Origin of the sequence: Mycobacterium sp. (genome assembly GCF_019247635.1) — a bacterium.
In the GTDB taxonomy this organism is placed as follows: Bacteria; Actinomycetota; Actinomycetes; order Mycobacteriales; family Mycobacteriaceae; genus Mycobacterium.
In genome coordinates this window covers 1-19307 of the sequence record NZ_JAFBAR010000008.1, presented here as the reverse complement: position 1 = coordinate 19307, position 19307 = coordinate 1, and the positions used below count along the sequence as shown (strand labels likewise).

General features: G+C 65.8%; 18 protein-coding genes and 1 pseudogene. 10 read left to right on the top strand and 9 right to left on the bottom strand.

The annotated features are described in order from the left end of the window. Positions 1-35: 35 nt before the first annotated feature. Both JO236_RS01120 and JO236_RS01115 read left to right on the top strand, forming a co-directional pair. On the top strand, positions 36-356 hold the full coding sequence (locus tag JO236_RS01120; RefSeq protein WP_293323562.1) for a WXG100 family type VII secretion target: 321 nt from the start codon (positions 36-38) through the stop codon (positions 354-356). After that, positions 337-2127 carry an alpha/beta hydrolase gene (locus JO236_RS01115; RefSeq protein WP_293323559.1) on the top strand — a complete coding sequence of 597 codons (1791 nt, stop codon included), beginning with the start codon at positions 337-339 and terminating at the stop codon, positions 2125-2127. Before JO236_RS01120 ends, JO236_RS01115 begins: the two co-directional genes overlap by 20 nt. A gap of 84 nt (positions 2128-2211) precedes the next feature. Here JO236_RS01115 and JO236_RS01110 read toward each other — a convergent pair whose 3' ends face one another. Together JO236_RS01110 and JO236_RS01105 are read right to left on the bottom strand one after the other, a co-directional pair. After that, positions 2212-2757: a hypothetical protein gene (locus tag JO236_RS01110; RefSeq protein WP_416362126.1), complete on the bottom strand. Its 546-nt coding sequence runs from the start codon at positions 2755-2757 to the stop codon at positions 2212-2214. Between the two features lie 48 nt (positions 2758-2805). Then, positions 2806-3888 carry a ferredoxin--NADP reductase gene (locus JO236_RS01105; RefSeq protein ID WP_293323556.1) on the bottom strand — a complete coding sequence of 361 codons (1083 nt, stop codon included), beginning with the start codon at positions 3886-3888 and terminating at the stop codon, positions 2806-2808. Positions 3889-4036: 148 nt separating this feature from the next. On the opposite strand from JO236_RS01105, the gene hsaA reads away from it, so the two are divergent. The 5 genes from hsaA (at position 4037) to JO236_RS01080 (ending at position 9129) form a co-directional block, all read left to right on the top strand. Further along, entirely contained in the window at positions 4037-5221 is a 1185-nt protein-coding gene (gene hsaA, locus JO236_RS01100) for a 3-hydroxy-9,10-secoandrosta-1,3,5(10)-triene-9,17-dione monooxygenase oxygenase subunit (protein ID WP_293323553.1), read from the top strand. Beyond that, on the top strand, positions 5221-6105 hold the full coding sequence (gene hsaD / locus JO236_RS01095) for a 4,5:9,10-diseco-3-hydroxy-5,9,17-trioxoandrosta-1(10),2-diene-4-oate hydrolase (protein ID WP_293323550.1): 885 nt from the start codon (positions 5221-5223) through the stop codon (positions 6103-6105). The genes hsaA and hsaD overlap by 1 nt, the downstream gene beginning before the upstream one ends. Beyond that, complete coding sequence (hsaC, locus tag JO236_RS01090) at positions 6102-7004, top strand: iron-dependent extradiol dioxygenase HsaC (protein WP_293323547.1); 903 nt, start codon at positions 6102-6104, stop codon at positions 7002-7004. The genes hsaD and hsaC overlap by 4 nt, the downstream gene beginning before the upstream one ends. A gap of 2 nt (positions 7005-7006) precedes the next feature. Beyond that, positions 7007-7573, top strand: a complete 567-nt coding sequence (gene hsaB / locus JO236_RS01085; protein ID WP_293323544.1) for a 3-hydroxy-9,10-secoandrosta-1,3,5(10)-triene-9,17-dione monooxygenase reductase subunit — start codon at positions 7007-7009, stop codon at positions 7571-7573. Between the two features lie 116 nt (positions 7574-7689). Continuing rightward, positions 7690-9129: a CYTH and CHAD domain-containing protein gene (locus tag JO236_RS01080; RefSeq protein ID WP_293323542.1), complete on the top strand. Its 1440-nt coding sequence runs from the start codon at positions 7690-7692 to the stop codon at positions 9127-9129. Between the two features lie 63 nt (positions 9130-9192). Here the strand turns inward: JO236_RS01080 and JO236_RS01075 are convergent, their stop codons facing one another. After that, a complete protein-coding gene (locus JO236_RS01075) occupies positions 9193-9645 on the bottom strand; it encodes a hypothetical protein (RefSeq protein WP_293323539.1) in 453 nt (150 codons plus the stop codon). 114 nt (positions 9646-9759) lie between these two features. On the opposite strand from JO236_RS01075, the gene JO236_RS01070 reads away from it, so the two are divergent. Next, positions 9760-10587, top strand: coding sequence for an arylamine N-acetyltransferase family protein (locus tag JO236_RS01070; RefSeq protein WP_293323536.1), 828 nt, complete (start codon positions 9760-9762; stop codon positions 10585-10587). A 26-nt stretch (positions 10588-10613) separates the two neighbouring features. Here JO236_RS01070 and JO236_RS01065 read toward each other — a convergent pair whose 3' ends face one another. Genes JO236_RS01065 through fadD3 form a run of 5 tightly spaced genes read right to left on the bottom strand, consistent with a single transcriptional unit; the run spans position 10614 to position 16384 of the window. Further along, positions 10614-11780 carry a pyridoxal phosphate-dependent aminotransferase gene (locus tag JO236_RS01065; protein WP_293323533.1) on the bottom strand — a complete coding sequence of 389 codons (1167 nt, stop codon included), beginning with the start codon at positions 11778-11780 and terminating at the stop codon, positions 10614-10616. Next, positions 11777-12736, bottom strand: a complete 960-nt coding sequence (locus JO236_RS01060; RefSeq protein WP_293323530.1) for an acyl-CoA dehydrogenase family protein — start codon at positions 12734-12736, stop codon at positions 11777-11779. Before JO236_RS01060 ends, JO236_RS01065 begins: the two co-directional genes overlap by 4 nt. Positions 12737-12741: 5 nt before the next feature. After that, positions 12742-13704, bottom strand: coding sequence for an acyl-CoA dehydrogenase (locus tag JO236_RS01055; RefSeq protein WP_293323527.1), 963 nt, complete (start codon positions 13702-13704; stop codon positions 12742-12744). Then, positions 13704-14837: an acyl-CoA dehydrogenase family protein gene (locus JO236_RS01050; protein WP_293323525.1), complete on the bottom strand. Its 1134-nt coding sequence runs from the start codon at positions 14835-14837 to the stop codon at positions 13704-13706. Before JO236_RS01050 ends, JO236_RS01055 begins: the two co-directional genes overlap by 1 nt. A 2-nt stretch (positions 14838-14839) precedes the next feature. Then, positions 14840-16384 (bottom strand): 3-((3aS,4S,7aS)-7a-methyl-1,5-dioxo-octahydro-1H-inden-4-yl)propanoate--CoA ligase FadD3, encoded by a 1545-nt coding sequence (gene fadD3 / locus JO236_RS01045; protein ID WP_293323523.1) that lies wholly within the window; start codon positions 16382-16384, stop codon positions 14840-14842. Positions 16385-16455: 71 nt separating this feature from the next. Between fadD3 and ipdE1 the strand changes: the two genes are divergently transcribed. Together ipdE1 and ipdF are read left to right on the top strand one after the other, a co-directional pair. Continuing rightward, the gene (ipdE1, locus tag JO236_RS01040) at positions 16456-17604 is read left to right on the top strand and encodes an acyl-CoA dehydrogenase IpdE1 (protein ID WP_293323520.1); all 1149 of its coding nucleotides are present in this window, start codon (positions 16456-16458) and stop codon (positions 17602-17604) included. Then, entirely contained in the window at positions 17601-18389 is a 789-nt protein-coding gene (ipdF, locus tag JO236_RS01035) for a (5R,7aS)-5-hydroxy-7a-methyl-1-oxo-2,3,5,6,7,7a-hexahydro-1H-indene-carboxyl-CoA reductase (RefSeq protein ID WP_293323518.1), read from the top strand. Before ipdE1 ends, ipdF begins: the two co-directional genes overlap by 4 nt. A 318-nt stretch (positions 18390-18707) precedes the next feature. Here ipdF and JO236_RS01030 read toward each other — a convergent pair. Further along, positions 18708-19307, bottom strand: a pseudogene (locus tag JO236_RS01030) (pentapeptide repeat-containing protein); the annotation flags it as partial.

Sequence of the window (19307 nt, the reverse complement as noted above, 5' to 3'; positions counted from 1 at the left end):
GTGGGGCCGTCGGGGGTCTCGTACCATCGCGGTCCATGCGCGGCGGACGTCTTGGCGTTGTCCCGGAACTGGTTTGGGGTGCCGCCGCAGCGGGACGCGGGCAGCATGAGCAGCTGGCCGCCGTCTACGCGGCCACGCAGTCGCAGGCGTGGGACGCCGAGGCCGGCTGGGTTGGCCGCTCCGCCTCAGCCTTATCGGCGATGCTGGACCGCTGGCAATCGGCGGCGGCCGCACAGCACGCGATGCTGAATGCTCACCACGACGGTCTGGATGCCGCGGCGGTGACGTTTGTCGAGATGGATCGGGGCGCCTGCGCCCAACGTCTGATCCATATCGATGACACTCACGTTGGCTGATATCGACACCTGGGACGCGGCGGCTATCGATCAGGTATTCGCCGCGGCGACGGCGCGCGCCGAGGGCGCCGAGACCGCCGGCAATACCGTTGGCGACCTGCTGTCTTTCCTGCCGTGGGAGGGCCGGGCCGCCGACGCGGCCCGAGACTCGGCGCATCTGGCCAAAATCACCCTGGTCGACCACGGCGAGCTGTGCAGGAGGGTGGCCGAGGCGGCGCAAAGGGCGTCGGCCGAGATCGCCGACCTGAAGTACCGGCTGGCGCAGGTCCGGGCCGACGCCGATCAGGCGTTCATCACCATCGACAGTCGCACCGGGGCGCTTACCCGGAAGACCGCGGTGCTGACGGTCAGCCAGATGCGGCATCAACAATCCGTCACGGCTGAGCTGCCGGGTCGTATCGCGCAACTGTTGGACGACGCTGACGCGGCCGACCACGATCTGGCCGCCGCGATCGAGATCGCCGACGGGACCGCCCCCGGCGGACCATCCGGCGCGCCGACGCGAACGCCGCCGATGCCGCCATCACCGCCCGGTTCGGCGCCGCCGGCGGATGTCAAGCGCTGGTGGGACGCTCTCACGCCGCAACAACAGGTCGACTGCATACGGCTGCAACCCGGCGCGCTCGACCGGGATGGGATTCCGACCGATATCCGCGACGCCGCCAACCGGATCCGGCTACCCCGTGAGATCGCGGCGGCCAAAGCGTCGCTAGACACGGCTACCCACGACGAAGCCGTTTACTGGCAATACGTGCATACGCGCGGCGAACCGCCTCCCGGAACCCACGCTGACCCGGTGGCGGCACTCGCCAACGCTTCGACGCGATACAACGATCTGCTCGCAATCCAGACGACGCTGTACCCGAAGAACCCGGACGGGTCGCCGCGGAGCGTCCCGCGCAAGGATCGCCGCACGCTGATTCTGCTTGACACGCAATCTAATTCGCCTCACGTGCTCAGCGCGATCGGGATCGGGGATGTCGACCGGGCCACGCACGTCGGGGTCACCACGGGCGGTGTAGCCACAAACGCAGACAGCCTGGCCGCCATGACCGACGAGGCTACGAACCTTCGCGAAACCACCGTGAGCATCCTCGGCAGGGCGGGTGACCCGGACCCGAATTCGGTGGCCACCATCGCGTGGGTAGGTTACGAGCCGCCCGCCCACATGGGCGACCTCAGAGTCCTGGGCGACGGCCTGGCCCGCTCGGCGGCCCCCCACCTGAGCAGCTTCTTCACCGGGTTGGCGGTCACCAGCGAAAGCCACCACCAGGAGATCACCGCGTTCGGCCATTCCTATGGCTCGCTGGTCACCAGCCTGGCCCTGCAACAGGGCGCCCCGGTGCGTAACGTCGTCTTCTACGGATCGCCCGGGCTGGAACTGGGTCAGGTGAGCGATCTGCACTTGGCGCCCGGTGGGCAGGCCTATTACGAGCAGGCTCCCGGCGACGCCATCGGGTGGGTTCAGCGCCTACCGGTCGTGTTGGACGCAATTCCGTTCCTAGGGCCCCCGCTTAACTGGGTATTCGGCAGCGGCGACCACGATCAGTGGTTCGGCGACACCCCCAACGAGATGCCCGGCATCACGCAGCTGTCGACGACCGGCGGCGCCGACCCGATGCGCCTCAGCGAGCACCGCACCGGCGCCAGCGGGCACGCAGAGTATGCCCGCGACGACGGCACGGGCGATCACACGACGCTGCGGATGTCGGGGTACAACCTGGCGGCCGTGTTGTCCGGGGTGGAGGGTGCGCCGAAGACGGGCGGATGAGTCCGGCGGCGATCTAGCGAAATTGCCGTGGTGGTCGTTGATTTCCGAAAATCGCAGCCCTGGCGGCAATCTCGGCGACGAGACTTAGGAGAACGTCGTCTGCGCGCAGGTGCTGGGCGAGGTGATGTTGACGCCCGTGTAGACCACCTGCACGTGGGTGCAGACGATGACGTTGACGTCGGTCTTGGGCTGGCCCGTCGACCAATCGGTCGAGTCGATCCGACCCGTCGTCTGGTACTTATCCGGCGGTCCCTCACCGAAATAGACGGTGGTTATCTCGTCGGATCCCATCGCTTTGTTGATCCTCTCGTACTGTCCGGCGGCGTGGGCGTCCAGGTACGCCATCCGGTTGGTCGATCGGATTTCGGTGGTTTGGCGGGCCCACAGGCTGGGCGGGAACCCGGTGACACCGTCAGGTGTCTGCATGTCCGCCCCGGCGACGAAATCGCAGTGGCCGTCGGCTTTGAAGCAATTGAGGAAGGTGTGCGTCTCCAGCTGGTTGGGGCCGTCCAGCGGAAACAGGGTGGTCGCGGTGTTGCTGGCCGCCAGGGAGGCCGGCGTCGACACGAACATGAGCATCGACGCGACGAGGCCTCCGACCGCCGGCAGACGCGATACCAGGCGCTTCATCATGGTCCCCTTCCCGAGCCCGACTCAAGGGTGAACATAACCCGGCGACTACTCGTCGTAGGTCACTTCTACCGAATCAGATTCCGGGTGAGATTGACAGGCCAGAATTAGCCCGTCGTCGAGGTCCTGCTGCTCGAGCACATCGTTGACCTCCATCGTCACTTTGCCGCTGCGCATGGTGCAGGCGCAGGCACCACAGTGACCCTCCCGGCACGAAAACGGTGCGTCGAGGCCCTTGGCCAGCAGCACGTCGAGCAGCTTGGCGCTACGCGGCCAGGACACGGTGTGGGTTTCACCGTCGAGTTCGACCACCGCGGTGGCCGGCGCCTCGTCGCCCTCTGCGGTGTCGGCAATCTTGACCGCCGCGAACGGATCGGATTCCAGCGATTTAAAGATTTCGATATGTATTTGCGGCGCAGGCACTTTCAGCGTCTCGAGGGCTTCGCGCGCGGCTTCCATGAACGGGCCGGGCCCGCAGATGAACGCCTGCCGATCTGTGTAGGAAGCGGCCAGCTTCGCCAGTGCGGCGGCGTCGGGCAGCCCCTGCAGCGATTCCAGCCAGTGCACGATCGTGAGCCGGTCGGGATACTTGGCGGCCAGCTCGAGCAATGCGTCGCGAAAGATCACCGAGCGGTCGTCGCGATTGGCGTAGAGCAGGGCGACCTGGCCGCCGCCTTCGGCGAGCGCCGATTTGCAGATCGACATGATCGGGGTGATCCCGCTGCCCGCGGCCAGCAGCAGGAAGTTGTCGTCGAGTGACTTGGGTACGAAATTGCCCGACGGAGCCAGTACGTGGATGCGCATGCCCGGGTGCGCGTGCTCGCACAGCCAGTTCGAGGCGTAACCGTCCGCGGTTCGCTTGACGGTGACGGTGAGGGCCTCGTCGGTGGACGGCGAGCTGCACAACGAATAGCAGCGGGCCACCGAACCGGTGCGATCGCTCGGCACGCGCAGCGTCAGGAATTGGCCGGGTGCGTAGCGCAGCCGCTCCGGCGGGATCGCGGGGTCGCCGGACGCATCCGGCACCGCGAGCACCAGTGACCGCGCGTCGTCGGTCTCGGCGACGACCTCCGCGATTTGCAGCTCAAGGACATGGTCGCCCAGTGGCTCGTCGGGAATGCCCTCGGTCAACGACCCGCCCTCTCTTCGCTGGCAACTAGAACATGTTACAGAAAACCCAATTCACGCCGCTACCAGCCGCAGGATTACCCTGCTCGACACAAATCGGAACGTGTTCTAGTCTGCTGTGTAAGTCCGTACTCCCAGGAGGCAAACATAAGTGACGTCCATTCAACAGCGTGATGCTCAATCGGTGTTGGCTGGGATCGATGATCTGCTTCCCCAGATTCGGGACCGTGCCCAGGCGACCGAGGACCTGCGCCGGCTGCCCGCCGAGACGGTCGATGCGCTCGATGAGGTCGGCTTCTTCACACTGCTACAGCCCGAGCAATGGGGTGGCCTGCAATGTGATCCCACGCTGTTCTACGAGGCGGTGCGGCGGCTGGCCAGCGCGTGCGGTTCGACCGGTTGGGTGAGCTCCATCATCGGCGTGCACAACTGGCATCTGGCTTTGTTCGACCAACGGGCCCAAGAAGAGGTGTGGGGCGAGGACACCAGGACGCGGATCTCGTCGTCGTACGCGCCGATGGGCGCCGGCGCCGTGGTCGACGGCGGGTACCTGGTCAACGGCTCCTGGAACTGGTCATCAGGCTGCGATCACGCCACCTGGACGTTTGTGGGTGGTCCGGTCATCAAGGACGGCCGGCCTGTGGACTTCGGTAGCTTTCTGATCCCGCGTAGCGAGTACGAGATCGACGACGTGTGGCACGTTGTCGGGCTGCGCGGCACCGGCAGCAACACGCTCGTGGTCAAGGATGTCTTCGTGCCCCGGCACCGGTTCCTGTCCTACAAGGCGATGAACGACGGGACTGCCGGTGGCTACCAGACCAACGCCGCGCCGGTTTACAAGATGCCGTGGGGCACCGTGCACCCCACCACCATCTCGGCGCCCATCGTGGGTATGGCCTACGGCGCTTACGACGCGCACGTCGAGCATCAGGGCAAGCGGGTGCGGGCGGCGTTCGCCGGCGAGAAAGCCAAGGACGACCCGTTCGCCAAGATCCGTATCGCAGAGGCGGCCAGCGACATCGACGCGGCCTGGCGCCAGCTGATCGGCAACGTCGGCGACGAGTACGCGCTATTGGCGGCGGGCAAGGAGATCCCGTTCGAATTGCGCGCCCGCGCCCGCCGCGACCAGGTGCGCGCCACCGGGCGTGCGATCGCTTCGGTCGACCGGCTGTTCGAGGCGTCGGGTGCCACTGCTTTGGGCAATGACCAACCGGTGCAACGGTTTTGGCGCGACGCGCACGCGGGCCGGGTACACGCGGCCAACGACCCGGAGCGCGCATACCTGATCTTCGGAAACCACGAATTCGGGTTGCCACCCGCGGACACAATGGTCTGATGACTGCCACCGAGGAGCTGACGTTCGAGTCGACCTCGCGCTTCGCAGTGGTCGACGGCCCGGCCTTGGGCGGACCGCTGAAACTGCATTACCACGAGGCCGGCGTCGGCAACGATCAGACCGTGGTGCTGCTGCACGGTGGCGGACCGGGCGCGGCGAGCTGGACAAACTTCTCGCGCAATATCCCGGTGCTGGCCCAGCGGTTTCATGTGCTCGCCGTCGACCAGCCCGGTTACGGGCACTCCGACAAGCGCGCCGAGCATGGGCAGTTCAACCACTATGCGGCAAGCGCCCTCAAAGGCCTCTTCGACCAGCTGGGTCTGGGACGTGTTCCGCTGGTGGGCAATTCGCTAGGCGGAGGCACCGCGGTGCGGTTCGCACTCGACTACCCGGACCTGGCCGGCAAGCTGGTGCTGATGGGGCCGGGCGGGTTGAGCGTCAACCTGTTCGCGCCCGATCCCACGGAGGGCGTCAAACGACTGGGGAAGTTCTCCGTCGAGCCCACCCGGGAGAATCTCGAGGCGTTCCTGCGGGTGATGGTCTACGACCAGAAGCTGATCACTCCCGAATTGATAGACCAGCGTTTCGAGCTGGCCAGCACGCCGGAGTCGCTGACGGCGACCCGGGCGATGGGAATGTCGTTCTCCGGAGCCGATTTCGAGCTTGGGATGATGTGGCGCGAGGTGTACAAGCTGCGACAGCCGGTGCTGCTGATCTGGGGACGCGAGGACCGGGTCAATCCGTTGGACGGCGCGCTGGTGGCGCTGAAGACCATACCCCGCGCGCAGCTACACGTCTTCGGGCAATGTGGACATTGGGCCCAAGTCGAGAAGTTCGACGAATTCAACAGGCTGACCATAGACTTCCTGGGAGGCGCGAGATGAGCATCCGGTCGCTGGGTTATCTGCGCATCGAGGCCACCGATATGGCCGCGTGGCGTGAGTACGGCCTGAAAGTCCTTGGCATGGTGGAGGGTAGCGGCAACACCGAGGGCGCGCTTTATCTGCGGATGGATGACTTCCCGGCCCGGATGGTGATCGTGCCCGGCGAGCAGGACAAGCTGGCCGAAGCGGGCTGGGAATGCGCGAATGCCGAAGGCCTGCAGGAGATCCGGAACCGACTCGACATCGAGGGCACGCCCTACAAGGAAGCCACCGCCGCCGACCTGGCGGAACGCAGAGTGGACGAGATGATCCAGTTCTCCGACCCGTCGGGCAACCCGCTGGCCGTCTTCCACGGTGCCGCGTTGGAGCACCGCCGCGTGGTGAGTCCCTACGGGCACAAGTTCGTCACCGCTGAGCAGGGCCTCGGGCACGTAGTGCTGACCACCCGCGACGACGACGAGGCGCTGCACTTCTACCGGGACGTACTGGGCTTCAGGCTGCGCGACTCGATGCGGATGCCCCCACAGGTCGTCGGGCGACCCGCCGATGGGGCGCCGGCATGGCTGCGCTTCTTTGGCTGCAACCCCCGTCACCATTCGTTGGCGTTTCTGCCGTTGCCGACGCCCAGCGGCATCGTGCACCTTATGGTCGAAGCCGAAAACGCGGACGACGTGGGCCTGTGTCTGGACCGGGCACTGCGCCGCAAGGTGCCGATGTCGGCCTCGCTGGGCCGTCACGTCAACGACCTGATGCTGTCGTTCTATATGAAGACACCCGGTGGGTTCGACGTCGAATTCGGTTGCGAGGGGCGAACCGTCGACGATGGCGAGTGGATCGCCCGGGAGAGCACCGCGGTCAGTCTGTGGGGCCACGACTTCACGGTAGGCATGCGCGGCTAGCCATGTCTGCCGCGTCGCTCGACCCACGTACCTTCCGCAGCGTGCTGGGTCAGTTCTGCACCGGGATCACCATCATCACCACGGTGCACGACGACGTGCCGATCGGCTTTGCGTGCCAGTCGTTCGCGGCCCTGTCGCTGGACCCGCCGCTGGTGCTGTTCTGCCCGACCAAGGTGTCGCGATCGTGGAAAGCCATCGAGGCCAGCGGGCGGTTCTGCGTCAACGTGCTGACAGAGAAGCAAAAGCCGGTCTCGGCGAGGTTTGGTTCGAAGGAGCCCGACAAGTTTGCCGGAATCGACTGGCACCCTTCGGAGCTTGGCTCGCCAATCATCGACAGTTCGCTGGCGTACATCGACTGCACGGTGGCGTCCGTGCACGACGGCGGTGATCACTTCGTGGTGTTCGGCGCGGTTCAGTCGCTGTCGGAGGCGCCCAAGATCAAGCCGCGGCCGCTGCTTTTCTACCGCGGCGACTACACCGGTATCGAGCCGGACAAGACGACACCCGCACAGTGGCGCGACGACCTGGAAGCCTTCCTCACGACGACCACACAGGACACCTGGCTCTAATCGCTTCGAGTCGTTCACGGCAGTCGCTTCACGATTCCGGCATCAGCCCTGGCCTGGGTGGGCCAATAACTTTTTCGACTTCGTGGCACAACCGCGTCGCACCAGTGTGCGACGGCGTGCCGACGTTTGGTGACGGCGTGCCGACGTTTGGTGACGGCGTTTTTGGCAATGCGTTCAATATGCGAGACAAGTGGGACATCGATGATCAATTCGTACTGCCGACGCTGGAAGACCTGGTTGACAACAGCGAAGCCCAACACGACACCATCGACATGACGAACGTCTACTACGACACTGCCGACCAGGATCTGCGGGCGCACGGGATCGAGCTGCGCCGCCGCGACGGCGACCGCGAAACCGGTTGGCTGCTAAAGATTCCCGACGGTCACGGGCCGGCTGAATTGCGTTGGCTGCCTTCCGACGATCCACCTGCCGAGGCCATCGCCCTGCTCACCGGCGTCACGCTGCGCAAGCCGATCGAAACCCTCGCCAAGATTCACACCGTGCGCGAACACCACCGGATCGGCACACCGCAAAGGTGCGTCGAGGTCGATGATGATCGCGTCCGCGCATCGGTCGGTGAGCGTCTGCTGGCGTGGCGTGAGATCAAAGTTGAATCCGGTGCTTCCTCGCTCGCCAAGCGGTTCGCCAAGCGGCTGCGTTCCGGAGGGGCCCGACCGGTCCGCTACTCGTCGCGACTCGCTCGTGCCTGCCCGCCAGCAGCCACACCCAAGCCCGCAACGCCGGGCTCTCGGGCGCTCGTCGCTTACCTGAACGCACAGATCGATCAGGTGATCGCGGGCGACATTGCGCTGCGCCGCGGGCGGGATCCCATTCACGACACCCGTGTGGCGATCCGGCGATTGCGCAGCACGCTACGAGTATTTGGCAACCAGTTCGACGATCCCTCGGTCGACACGCTGGAGGGTGAACTCAAGTGGTTCGCGGGATTGCTTGGCGCCGTTCGCGATTGCCAGGTCCAACGACGCCGTTTCACCGAAGCGTTACAGGACGTCCCCGACAAGTTGATCCTTGGTCCGGTCCAGTCGCGGATCCGCCAGGACCTGCAAGCCGTCGAATTTCCCGCGCGGACTCAGGTCAGCGAGGCGATGGAGTCCGAGCGTTATCTGACCGTCATGGCGACGCTGTGCCATTGGCGCCTGCAACCGCCCGTCGACCGCGACATTGCCGTGAGCGCGCTGAGAAACAAAACGCGACGCGCCGGGCGGAAGGCCGACCGGCGGCTGGCCGCGGCGCTTGAATCCGGAGACGACGCCGTGCTTCACCGCGCGCGTAAAGCCGCTAAGCGTGCCCGTTACGCCGCCGAGCTGTGCCGGCCGTTTGACAAGCGGATGAAGCGAACGGCCAAGCACTACAAGGAGATACAGAGCGTGCTCGGCGACCATCAGGACACGATGGTCGCCATCGAAACGCTTCGCCGGATGGCGGTGGCGGCCGGAACCACCGACGGCGAGAACGGTTTCACCTTCGGCATCCTGTACGCGCGTGAACAGCAGATCGCCCGCCAAAGCCGCGCTGCGGCAAGAAACATTTGAAACATCGACATCAGCCGACATCAGCCGCCGCGAGGTTCACTCGCGGCGGCTGAGTCGGTCTGCCTAGCGGGCGGCCTCCGGGCTGGTCGCCGGCTCACCGGACTCCTGGCTCCACGCGGTGTCCGTCGACAGCTGCTCGGTATCAGTGCTCTCGCGCTGCTGATTCCTGGTTTTCGGATCGATGCTGTCGGCACGATGCCACTGCTCGTCAAGCTGCTCACGCGACGTTGCCGCTTCGCTCTGGTGATTGGCCGCTCGCTCCTGCAATCGAGCGGCCTCGGCGGCCTTGGCCTCGGCTTCGGCCTGCGCGGCACGGGCTTTGGCGGCCGTCTCCTGAGCGAGGGCTTCACGCCGTTCCACCCTGGCGGTCTCTAATCTGGCCTGCTCCCGGATCTCCTCGGCCTGCCGCTGGCGGCGCCGCTTCGTCGCTCTAGCGGCCAAGATGACCAACCCGGCAATCAGCAGGATCGCTACTACTGCGGCGGCGACAATCCAGACGATAGTGCTGGTACTCATCATGAGCTCCAATTGGTGTATCCGTATTCCGTGGTTAGGTCCGAATCCCCGTATTTGACGGAAATAAAACAAGCTCGGAGGCGGCGCCGAGAAACGCGGGGCCAGAATGGCCCTATGTCAGTTGATCTCGCCGGATATTTCGATCGCGTCAACTACCGCGGCGGCACCGAGCCAACCCTGGAGGTGCTGCAGGGTCTGATGACCGCTCACACCGGGACCATTCCGTTCGAGAACCTGGATCCGCTGCTGGGCACACCTGTCTTCGACCTCAGCCCGGAAGCTCTGACCGACAAGCTGGTACGCCGGCGCCGCGGCGGCTACTGCTACGAACAGAACGGGTTGATGGGCTCCGTGCTGGCGGAACTCGGATTCGGGGTGCGGCGCCTGGCCGGCCGGGTGGTCTGGATGCGCGAGCCGGTTGCCCCGCCACCGGAACAGACCCACACCATGCTGGCGGTGACGTTTCCGGGCTCCGGCGGCGCCTACCTCGTCGACGTCGGGTTCGGGGGCCAGACCCTGACCTCACCCATTCGCCTCGAAACCGGCAGCGTCCAGCCGACGACGCACGAACCGTACCGCCTCGAAGACCGCGGTGACGGGCTGGTGCTGCAGGCGCTGGTCCGCGAGCACTGGCAGGACCTCTACGTGTTCACCACGCAGACCCAACCGCAGATCGACCTGCAAGTGGGATGTTGGTATGTCTCGACCCACCCGTCGTCGTTCTTTGTCACCAGCTTGATGACCGCGTTGATCACCGAGGACGCCCGGATCAACCTGGCCGGCCGCGACCTGGCAATCCATCGCCGGGACGGAACGGAGAAGATCGTTCTCGCCGACGCGGCCGCGGTCGTCGGCGCGCTGCGCGAGCGGTTCGGAATCAACATCGACGATGTCGGCCAGCGTGCTCTGGAGCTGCGGATCGGACAGATCCTCGGCGGCTAACAGCCGCCCAACGGGTGATCCATGTTCTACCGGCGCTGCAGCCAGGGGCCGATTCGGCGCAGGGCTTCTTCGATATCGCTGGTCGGTCCGGCGAACGACAGCCGGACGTACGAGTTACCGTGCGAGGTATCGAAATCGATGCCCGGCGTAATGGCTACACCCGTGTCCGCCAACAACTTTGAGCAGAACGCCATTGAGTCGGAGGTGAAGTCGGAGATGTCGGCATAAACGTAGAATGCACCGTCGGTGGGCGCCAGCCGGTCGATCCCGATATGTCGCAGGCCGTCGAGCAGAAGAGAGCGGTTGATCGTGTAGTGCCGCAGGTTGGTGTCGGCCTCGGCGACCGCTTCGGCGGTAAACGCCGACACCGCGGCAAACTGGGAGAGCACCGGTGGGCAGATGGTGAAGTTACCCGTCAAACAGTCCACCGCGCGCTGCAACTCGGTCGGCACCAGCAGCCAGCCCAGTCGCCAGCCCGTCATCGCATAGTACTTGGAAAAGCTGTTGACCACCACGGTGTTTCGTGAGGTCTGCCAGGCGCAGCTGGTAGGCGGCGCCGCGTCGTACACCAGGCCGTGGTACACCTCGTCACTGATCAGCCGCACCCCGGCGGCATCACACCACGACGCAATCGCGCCCAATTCCGCAGGGGGGATCACGGTTCCGGTGGGGTTGGCCGGGCTGGCGACGATCATGCCTTGTACCGGCGGATCGAGTTCGGCAAGCATTTTGGTGGTGGGTTGGAACCGGGTTGACGGTCCGCACTGCAGCTCCACGACTTCACACCCCAACGCGGACAGTATGTTTCGGTAACACGGGTAGCCGGGGCTGGCCATCGCTACCCGATCGCCCACGTCGAAGCACGCCAGAAAGGCGAGCAGGAAGCCACCGGAAGAACCCGTGGTGATTACCACCGCGTTGCGGTCGACGTCGATGCCGTGCTTGCGCCGATAGTCCATGGCGATCGCGTCCCGCAGCTCCGGAATGCCCAGTGCCACGGTGTAACCCAGCTGATTGAGATGAAGGGCGGACGCTGCAGCGGCGCGTACCGGCTCCGGCGCACCCGCGCTGGGCTGGCCCGCCGAGAGGTTCACCAGGTCACCGTGGCTGCGTTGACGCTCGGCGGCCGCCAACCACACGTCCATCACATGGAACGGCGGGATTCCGGCGCGCAGCGCCACACGGTCGTTCACGGGGCGGGCGCCACCGGGCAGACCTTTGCTTCCAGGCGGCGCAGCAGTTCTCGCGGCGTGTCGAGCAGTTGTGTACTGCCATGCGCGCGTTTGAAATACAGGTGCATGTCGTGCTCCCAGGTGATGGCGATGCCGCCGTGCAGCTGGATGCCCTCCGCGGCGACGGCGTTGAGCGCCTCGCAGGCGGCCAGCCGCGCCGTGGCGGCGTCGGTTGCGGAGGGCTGGATGCACGCATCGTTGACGACGGCGCGGGCGGCCGAGACCTTGACGTACAGATCGGCCATCCGGTGCTTGAGCGCCTGGAAGCTGCCGATCGGCCGGCCGAATTGCACCCGGCTCTTGGCGTATTCGACGGTGAGATCCAGGCAGCGTTCGGCGGCGCCGATCTGTTCGGCGGCCAGGAGTATGGCGGCGATGTCGGCCAGGCCCGGGTCGGTACCGATTGGCTTCGTCTGATCGGGTTGCACGCGGGCCAGCCTGCGGGTGGGGTCCATGGTGGCGACCGGCTCCGATTTGAAGCGGATCCAGCGGGTGAGCTCCCCCTCGGAGGCGGCGACGACAACGTCGGCGATATCCCCATTGACCACGTAATCGGGGTCGAGCACCAGCGCCCCGATTGAGCTGCCTGAGGCCAGTGCTTCCAGGCTCTCGGCGTCGGGTTCGGGTGCGGCCAGCAGAGCCAGCTCCGCCAGAGTGGTACCCAACAGCGGCGAAGGCACCAGAGCACGACCCAGCTCCAGCAAAACCGTTGCGGCGTCGGCTAGTTCGCCACCGGCGCCGCCCAGCTCCTCGGGAATCACCAGCGCGGCCGCGCCGACCTGCTCGCACAGCAGTTGCCATAGCGATTCGTCGTAGCCACGATCGGAGTCCATCGCCGCCCGCACTGCCACCGGGTTGGCGTGCTTGGTCACCAGGGCGGCGACGGTTTCGGCCAGCAACTGGCGTTCTGCACTCATTCCGGTCATAGTGCCTCCAGCACCCGCCGCCGATGCACCTCCGGCGTACCCCACGACGACCGTAATGCTTGCACGCGCAGCAGCAACAGGGACAGGTCGTGCTCCTGGGTGAACCCGATGGCGCCGTGGGTCTGCAGCGACGCCCGCGCGGCCAGCATTGCTGCCTCGGATGCGGCCGCCTTGGCGGCACTGATGTCCCGAGTGGGCGCGCTCGGGTAATCAGCCATAGCCACGGCCGCGCCGTAGACCAGGGGGCGGGCCAACTCGACCGCGATATGCACGTCGGCCAGCTTGTGCTTGATCGCCTGATACGAGCCGATCACCCGGCCGAACTGCGATCGCTGCTTGGCGTACTCGACCGCCCCGTCCAGCAGCGCCTGCGCCCCGCCGATGAGTTGCGCTGCGGTGGCCAATGCACCAAACGCGTAGGCGCGCTGAGTATCTGCCTGCCACGAGTCACCGGTCGCCGTTACGTCGTAGAGGCGGCGACTAGGGTCGACGGAGTTGTGGCACTCACCCACCGTAGCTTCGGTGACGATGCCGTCACCCACCAGCAGCACCAGCCCCGCGCTGTCCGCGTCGACCGCCCGCGGCACCTCCGGCGGCAGCGCGACGGTCGCGACAAGTTCACCGGAAGCCAGTCCCGCGCTGCGAGCTGCTTGATCGTCACTTGCGAGCAAAACCGGTGCCACGGCGATGGATTCGGTGACCGGACCCGGCACGCACCAGCGTCCCAGGCGTTCGAGCGCGACAACCAGATCGATCGGCTGTGCCGCTATGCCGTCGAATTTCTCCGGCACGGCCAGGGCGGTGACGCCGAGGTTGGCCAACTGCTCCCACACCTTGCGGCCCGGTGCGGTGTCGCCTTGCGACCACGCTCGGACCGCGCCGGGCAGGTCGGCCGCGGCCAGCGCGGCGTCGATGCTGGCCGCGAAGTCTCGCTGCTGTTCGTCGAGGGCAAATTCCATTAGCGCTTCTCCCGGGGCAGTCCCAGCAGACGTTCGGAGATGATGTTGCGCTGGATTTCGTTGGTGCCGGCATAGATTGGGCCGCCGAGGGCGAACAGCAGGCCCTCGGTCCACGGCCCGGCCAGTTCGCCGTCGGCGCCTCGGATGTCCAGTGCGGTCTGGTGCAACTCCACGTCCAGGTCGGACCAGAACACCTTGGTCACCGACGATTCCGCGCCCAGCTCGCCACCGGCGGCCAGCCGGGTCACAGTGCCGAACGTCTGCAACCGGTAGGCCTGTGCTTTGATCCAGCCGTCGGCGACCCGATCGGCGAACTCCGGGGGAGAGCCACTGTCCTGCCACAGCCGCACCAGCCGTTCGGCCGCCGCCAGGAACCGTGCCGGGCTGCGCAGTGACATGCCGCGCTCATTGCTCGACGTACTCATCGCGGCGCGCCAGCCGTCGTCCGGGCTGCCGATGACGTCCTCGTCGGGAACGAATACGTCGTCGAGAAAGATCTCACCGAAACCGGTGTCGCCGCCGAGTTGGACGATCGGCCGAACTGTGACGCCTTGGGCCTTCAGGTCGAACATGAAATACGTCAGCCCATTGTGTCGCTCGGCCGACGGGTCGGAGCGGAATAGCCCGAATCCCATGTCGGCGAACGGTGCCCGTGAGCTCCAGATCTTCTGTCCGTTGAGCAGCCAGCCGCCGTCCGTCTTGGTTGCGGTGGATCGCAGTGACGCCAAGTCGCTGCCGGATTCGGGCTCCGACCAAGCCTGCGCCCAGATCTGTTCGCCGCTGGCCATTTTCGGCAGGATGCGGTTCAGTTGTTCCTCGGTGCCGTGCGCGAAGAGTGTTGGAGCCAGCATCGAGGTGCCGTTGGCGCTGGCCCGGCCGGGCGCTCCCGCGCGAAAGTACTCCTCCTCGTACACCACCCAGTGCAGCAGCGGGGCATCGCGCCCACCGTACTTCTTCGGCCAGTTGATCACCGAGAGTCCCGCGTCGAACAGCACGCGGTCCCAAAGGCGGTGCTGGGCAAAGCCGTCCGCGTTGTCGTACGACTTTGTGGGTATCGACTCCTGGTTGGCGGCGAGGAACTCGCGCACCTCGGCCTGAAAGGCCAGGGTCTCGTCGTCGAATGCTAGGTCCATCTCTAGGCAAGCTCCCGCAGTTGAGGTTTGAGCACTTTGCCGCCGGCGTTGCGCGGTAGCTTCTCGACGAACCGGACCGATCGTGGCGTCTTGAAGTTCGCCAAATGCTCACGGGTGTAAGCGATCACCTTTTGCTCATCGAGGCCGGCGCCGGCGCGCGCCACCACGAAGGCCCGTCCCACCTCGCCCAGGCGCTCGTCGGGAACCCCGATCACCGCGGCGTCGGCCACGCCGTCCAGCCGGGCCAGCACCTGTTCGATTTCGGCGGGGTAGACATTGAACCCTCCGCAGATGTACATGTCCTTGAGTCGGTCGGTGATGCGCAGGTTGCCGGTGTCGTCGACGGTGCCGATGTCGCCGGTGTGCAGCCAGCCGTCGGCGTCGATCGCGGCGGCGGTGGCCTCCGGGTCGTCGAGGTAACCCAGCATGACATTCGGCCCGCGCAGCAGGACTTCACCTGTGTCGGAACGACTTTCAGCGTCGATGCGCAACTCGAAGTCGGCGAAGGGGCGCCCGCAGGTGGTCGCGACGGTCACCGCGTCGTCCTCGGGACGGCACATGGTTCCCATGCCGTTGGCCTCGGTCAGGCCGTAGGCGGTCAACACGATGTCGATGTCGAGTTCGGATTGCATGCGTTCCACCAGCACCACGGGGACGGTGGCCGCCCCGGTCACCGCGAACCGTAGCGAGCTCAGGTCGTAGTCGGCGCGCGCGGGGTGGTCGAGCAGCACCTGATAGATCGTCGGAGGTCCGGGCAGCACGGTGATCCGGTGCTGTTCGATGGCCTGCAGCGTGCGCAGCGGGTCGAACGTGAGATGCGGGATCAGGGTCGCGCCGGTTTGAATGCAGGCGAGGATGCCGGCCTTGTAGCCGAAGTTATGGAAGAACGGGTTGATGCACAGGTAGCGGTCGTCGCTGGTGATTTTTCCGTTGGCCGCCCACGACGCGGAGCCGCCCAGCGATTGCCGATGCGCGCACAGTACGCCTTTGCTGCGACCGGTGGTGCCTGAGGTGAACAGGATGTCGCTGACGTCGTCGGGCGTGACGGCCGAGGCGCGGTGTTGGACCTCGGCGATGTCTTGCGGGTCGGAGCCGCCCGCGATGAAGTCGTCCCAGGTTCCGTCGTCCGCCTCGATCGGGATGCGCACGATGTGCCGCAACGCGGGCAGGGCAGCACGATCCAGGCTGGCGGTGCGGTCGGCACCCAGGAATTGACCCGCCGTGAACAGCACCGGCGCGGCGGTGCGAGCCAGGATGTCGCTGGCTTCGGCCGCGGTGTAACGGGTGTTCAGCGGGACCATCGCGGCGCCGGCGTGGTGGATCGCCAGGCAGGCCACCACCCAGTGCCAGGTGTTCGGCGACCAGATCGCCACCCGGTCTCCGGGCGCGACGCCCAGCCCGATCAGCGCCGAGGCGGCCCGATGTACCTCGTCACGCAGGGTGGCCGCGGTGAATGAGCGGTCCTCGGTGATCAGCGCGTCATGGTCGGGGAGCTGACGCGCGAAACGATCCAGCGCCGCGGGAATGGTGCGGGGATCGCTGGCCATCGAGCCTCCTCTCCGCCGCCGCATCGTCGCCAGGGTACCAAACAAGTGCTTGGTAGGTTAGCGTCTAGGGCATGCAGGACGTCGAGGAGTTCCGGGCGGAGGTCCGCGACTGGCTCGCCGACAATCTGGTCGGCGAATTCGCTGCGCTCAAGGGTCTTGGCGGGCCGGGGCGCGAGCATGAGGCATTCGAAGAGCGTCGGGCATGGAACCAGCATCTGGCCGCCGCGGGTCTGACCTGCCTGGGCTGGCCGGCCGAGCATGGCGGCCGCGGGCTGTCGACCGCGCACCGGGTGGCCTTCTACGAGGAATACGCGCGAGCCGACGCGCCGGACAAGATCAACCACTTCGGCGAAGAGTTGCTGGGTCCGACACTGATCGCATTTGGAACGCCCGAGCAGCAACAGCGGTTCCTGCCACGGATCCTCGACGTGACCGAGTTGTGGTGCCAGGGGTATTCGGAGCCCGGCGCCGGAAGCGACCTGGCCAACGTCTCGACCACCGCCGAGCTCGACGGCGACCAATGGGTGATCAACGGTCAGAAGGTGTGGACATCGCTGGCGCATCTGTCGCAGTGGTGCTTTGTCGTCGCCCGCACCGAGAAGGGCTCCAAGCGTCATGCCGGCTTGTCGTACCTACTGGTGCCGCTTGACCAACCCGGTGTGGAAGTCCGCCCGATCGTGCAGATCACCGGCACTGCGGAGTTCAACGAGGTGTTCTTCGACGACGCTCGCACCGATGCTTCGTTGGTCGTCGGCCAGCCGGGTGACGGATGGCGGGTCGCGATGGGAACGCTGACGTTCGAACGCGGCGTCTCGACGCTGGGGCAGCAGATCGTCTATGCCCGTGAGCTTTCCAACCTGGCCGACGTCGCTGCGCGCAACGGTGCGGCTGACGACCCGGTTATTCGCGCGCGGCTGACCCGGGCGTGGACCGGGTTGCGGGCGATGCGCAGCTACGCCCTGGCGACCATGGACGTGGAGCAGCCCGGCCAGGACAACGTGTCAAAGTTGTTGTGGGCCAACTGGCATCGCGATCTGGGCGAGCTGGCGATGGACGTGATCGGGCGGCCGGGTGTGGTGTTGTCGGACGGTGAGTTTAACGAATGGCAGCGGCTGTTTCTGTTCAGCCGCGCCGACACCATCTACGGCGGTTCCAACGAGATCCAGCGCAATATCATCGCCGAGCGGGTGCTCGGATTACCCCGAGAGGCTAAGGGATGAGTCTGTCCGAGGTGCCGAAAGAGATTGCCGGACACGGACTTCTGGAAGGCAAGGTGGTGGTCGTGACGGCCGCCGCGGGCACCGGAATCGGCTCGGCGACCGCGCGGCGGGCGCTGGCCGAGGGCGCCGACGTCGTCGTCTCAGACCACCACGAACGGCGGCTGAGGGAGACCGCCGACGAACTGGCGGGGCTGGGCCTTGGACGGATCGAGAGCGTGGTGTGTGACGTGACGTCCACCGCACAGGTGGACGCGTTGATCTCGTCGGCCACCGCCCGGCTGGGCCGCATCGACGTGCTGGTCAACAACGCAGGGCTGGGCGGGCAGACCCCGGTGGCCGACATGACCGACGAGGAGTGGGATCGCGTCCTGGACGTAACACTGACGTCGGTGTTCCGGGCCACGCGGGCGGTGCTGCGGTACTTCCGTGAGGCGCGCCACGGTGGGGTGATCGTCAACAACGCCAGCGTGCTGGGCTGGCGGGCGCAGCACTCGCAGTCCCACTATGCGGCCGCCAAGGCCGGCGTGATGGCGCTAACCCGTTGCAGCGCAATCGAAGCCGCAGAGTATGGCGTGCGCATCAACGCGGTGTCGCCGAGCATCGCGCGGCACAAGTTCCTGGAGAAGACGTCGTCGTCCGAGCTGCTCGACCGGCTGTCGGCCGGTGAGGCATTCGGGCGCGCCGCCGAGCCCTGGGAGGTCGCGGCCACCATTGCGTTTCTGGCCAGCGACTACTCGAGTTACCTGACCGGAGAGGTGATTTCGGTTTCCAGCCAGCACCCGTGATGCGTGTGTTACAGGTGAGCGAGGCCGAAGAGGCCCGAGATAAAGGTGCCGGTATTGAACAAGCCCGAGTTGGCACCGATTTGGCCAGGAATGGTAATGAGAGGGTTCAGGGACCCGGTGTTGAAGAAGCCTGAGTTGCCGCCATTCAACAACGAGGTGTTGCTGCTGATGTTTACGGTGTTGCCAATGCCTGAGGTGTAGCCGTCCAGTGCCCTGGCCTGTGACCCGTTGGAGTTTTCATTCGTGCCTCCAGTACCGCCCGGCCGGCTTTTAGCCGTTTCGCAAACGCGATAGCACGGGTTCGAAAAGGGTGTTCGCTCACAGTGCGCCGAGGCTGAAGATGCCCGACAAATCGCTGCCCATGTTGAAAAACCCCGAGGTCGACCCGCTGTAAGTGGCACCCGGAAGGCCGAAGTCCGGGAGGCTGAGCGCGAGGCCGGTGTTTCCTATGCCGGAGCCGTAACCGTTAATGTAATTGCCAGCGGTGAAGGTGTTGAAGAAGCCGGAGACAGACACGTTTTCTGCGCCGCCGGAGGCCCTATTGCCAACGCCCGAGATGCCATTGTTAACCTGGCCGCCGCTGGCCGTGTTCCCGAAGCCCGAGACATAGGTGCCGGTGTTGTCGTAGCCCGAGTTGGTCGCGCCGCTGTTGGTGGTGTTGCCGAAGCCCGTATTGGCGTTGCCAGAGTTCCAGAAACCGGTATTGGCTACGCCCGAGTTCCCGTTGCCCGTATTGGCGTCACTGGAGTTCCAGAAGCCGGTGTTGGCGCTGCCTGCGTTGAAGAAGCCGGTGTTGTCGGCGCCCGCATCCCCAAATCCGGTGTTACCGCTCCCGCCATTCCCGAAGCCAGTGTTTCCACCGGCCGCGTTCCCGATGCCCGTGTTTCCAACACCCGAGTTACCCAGCCCAAAGTTGTT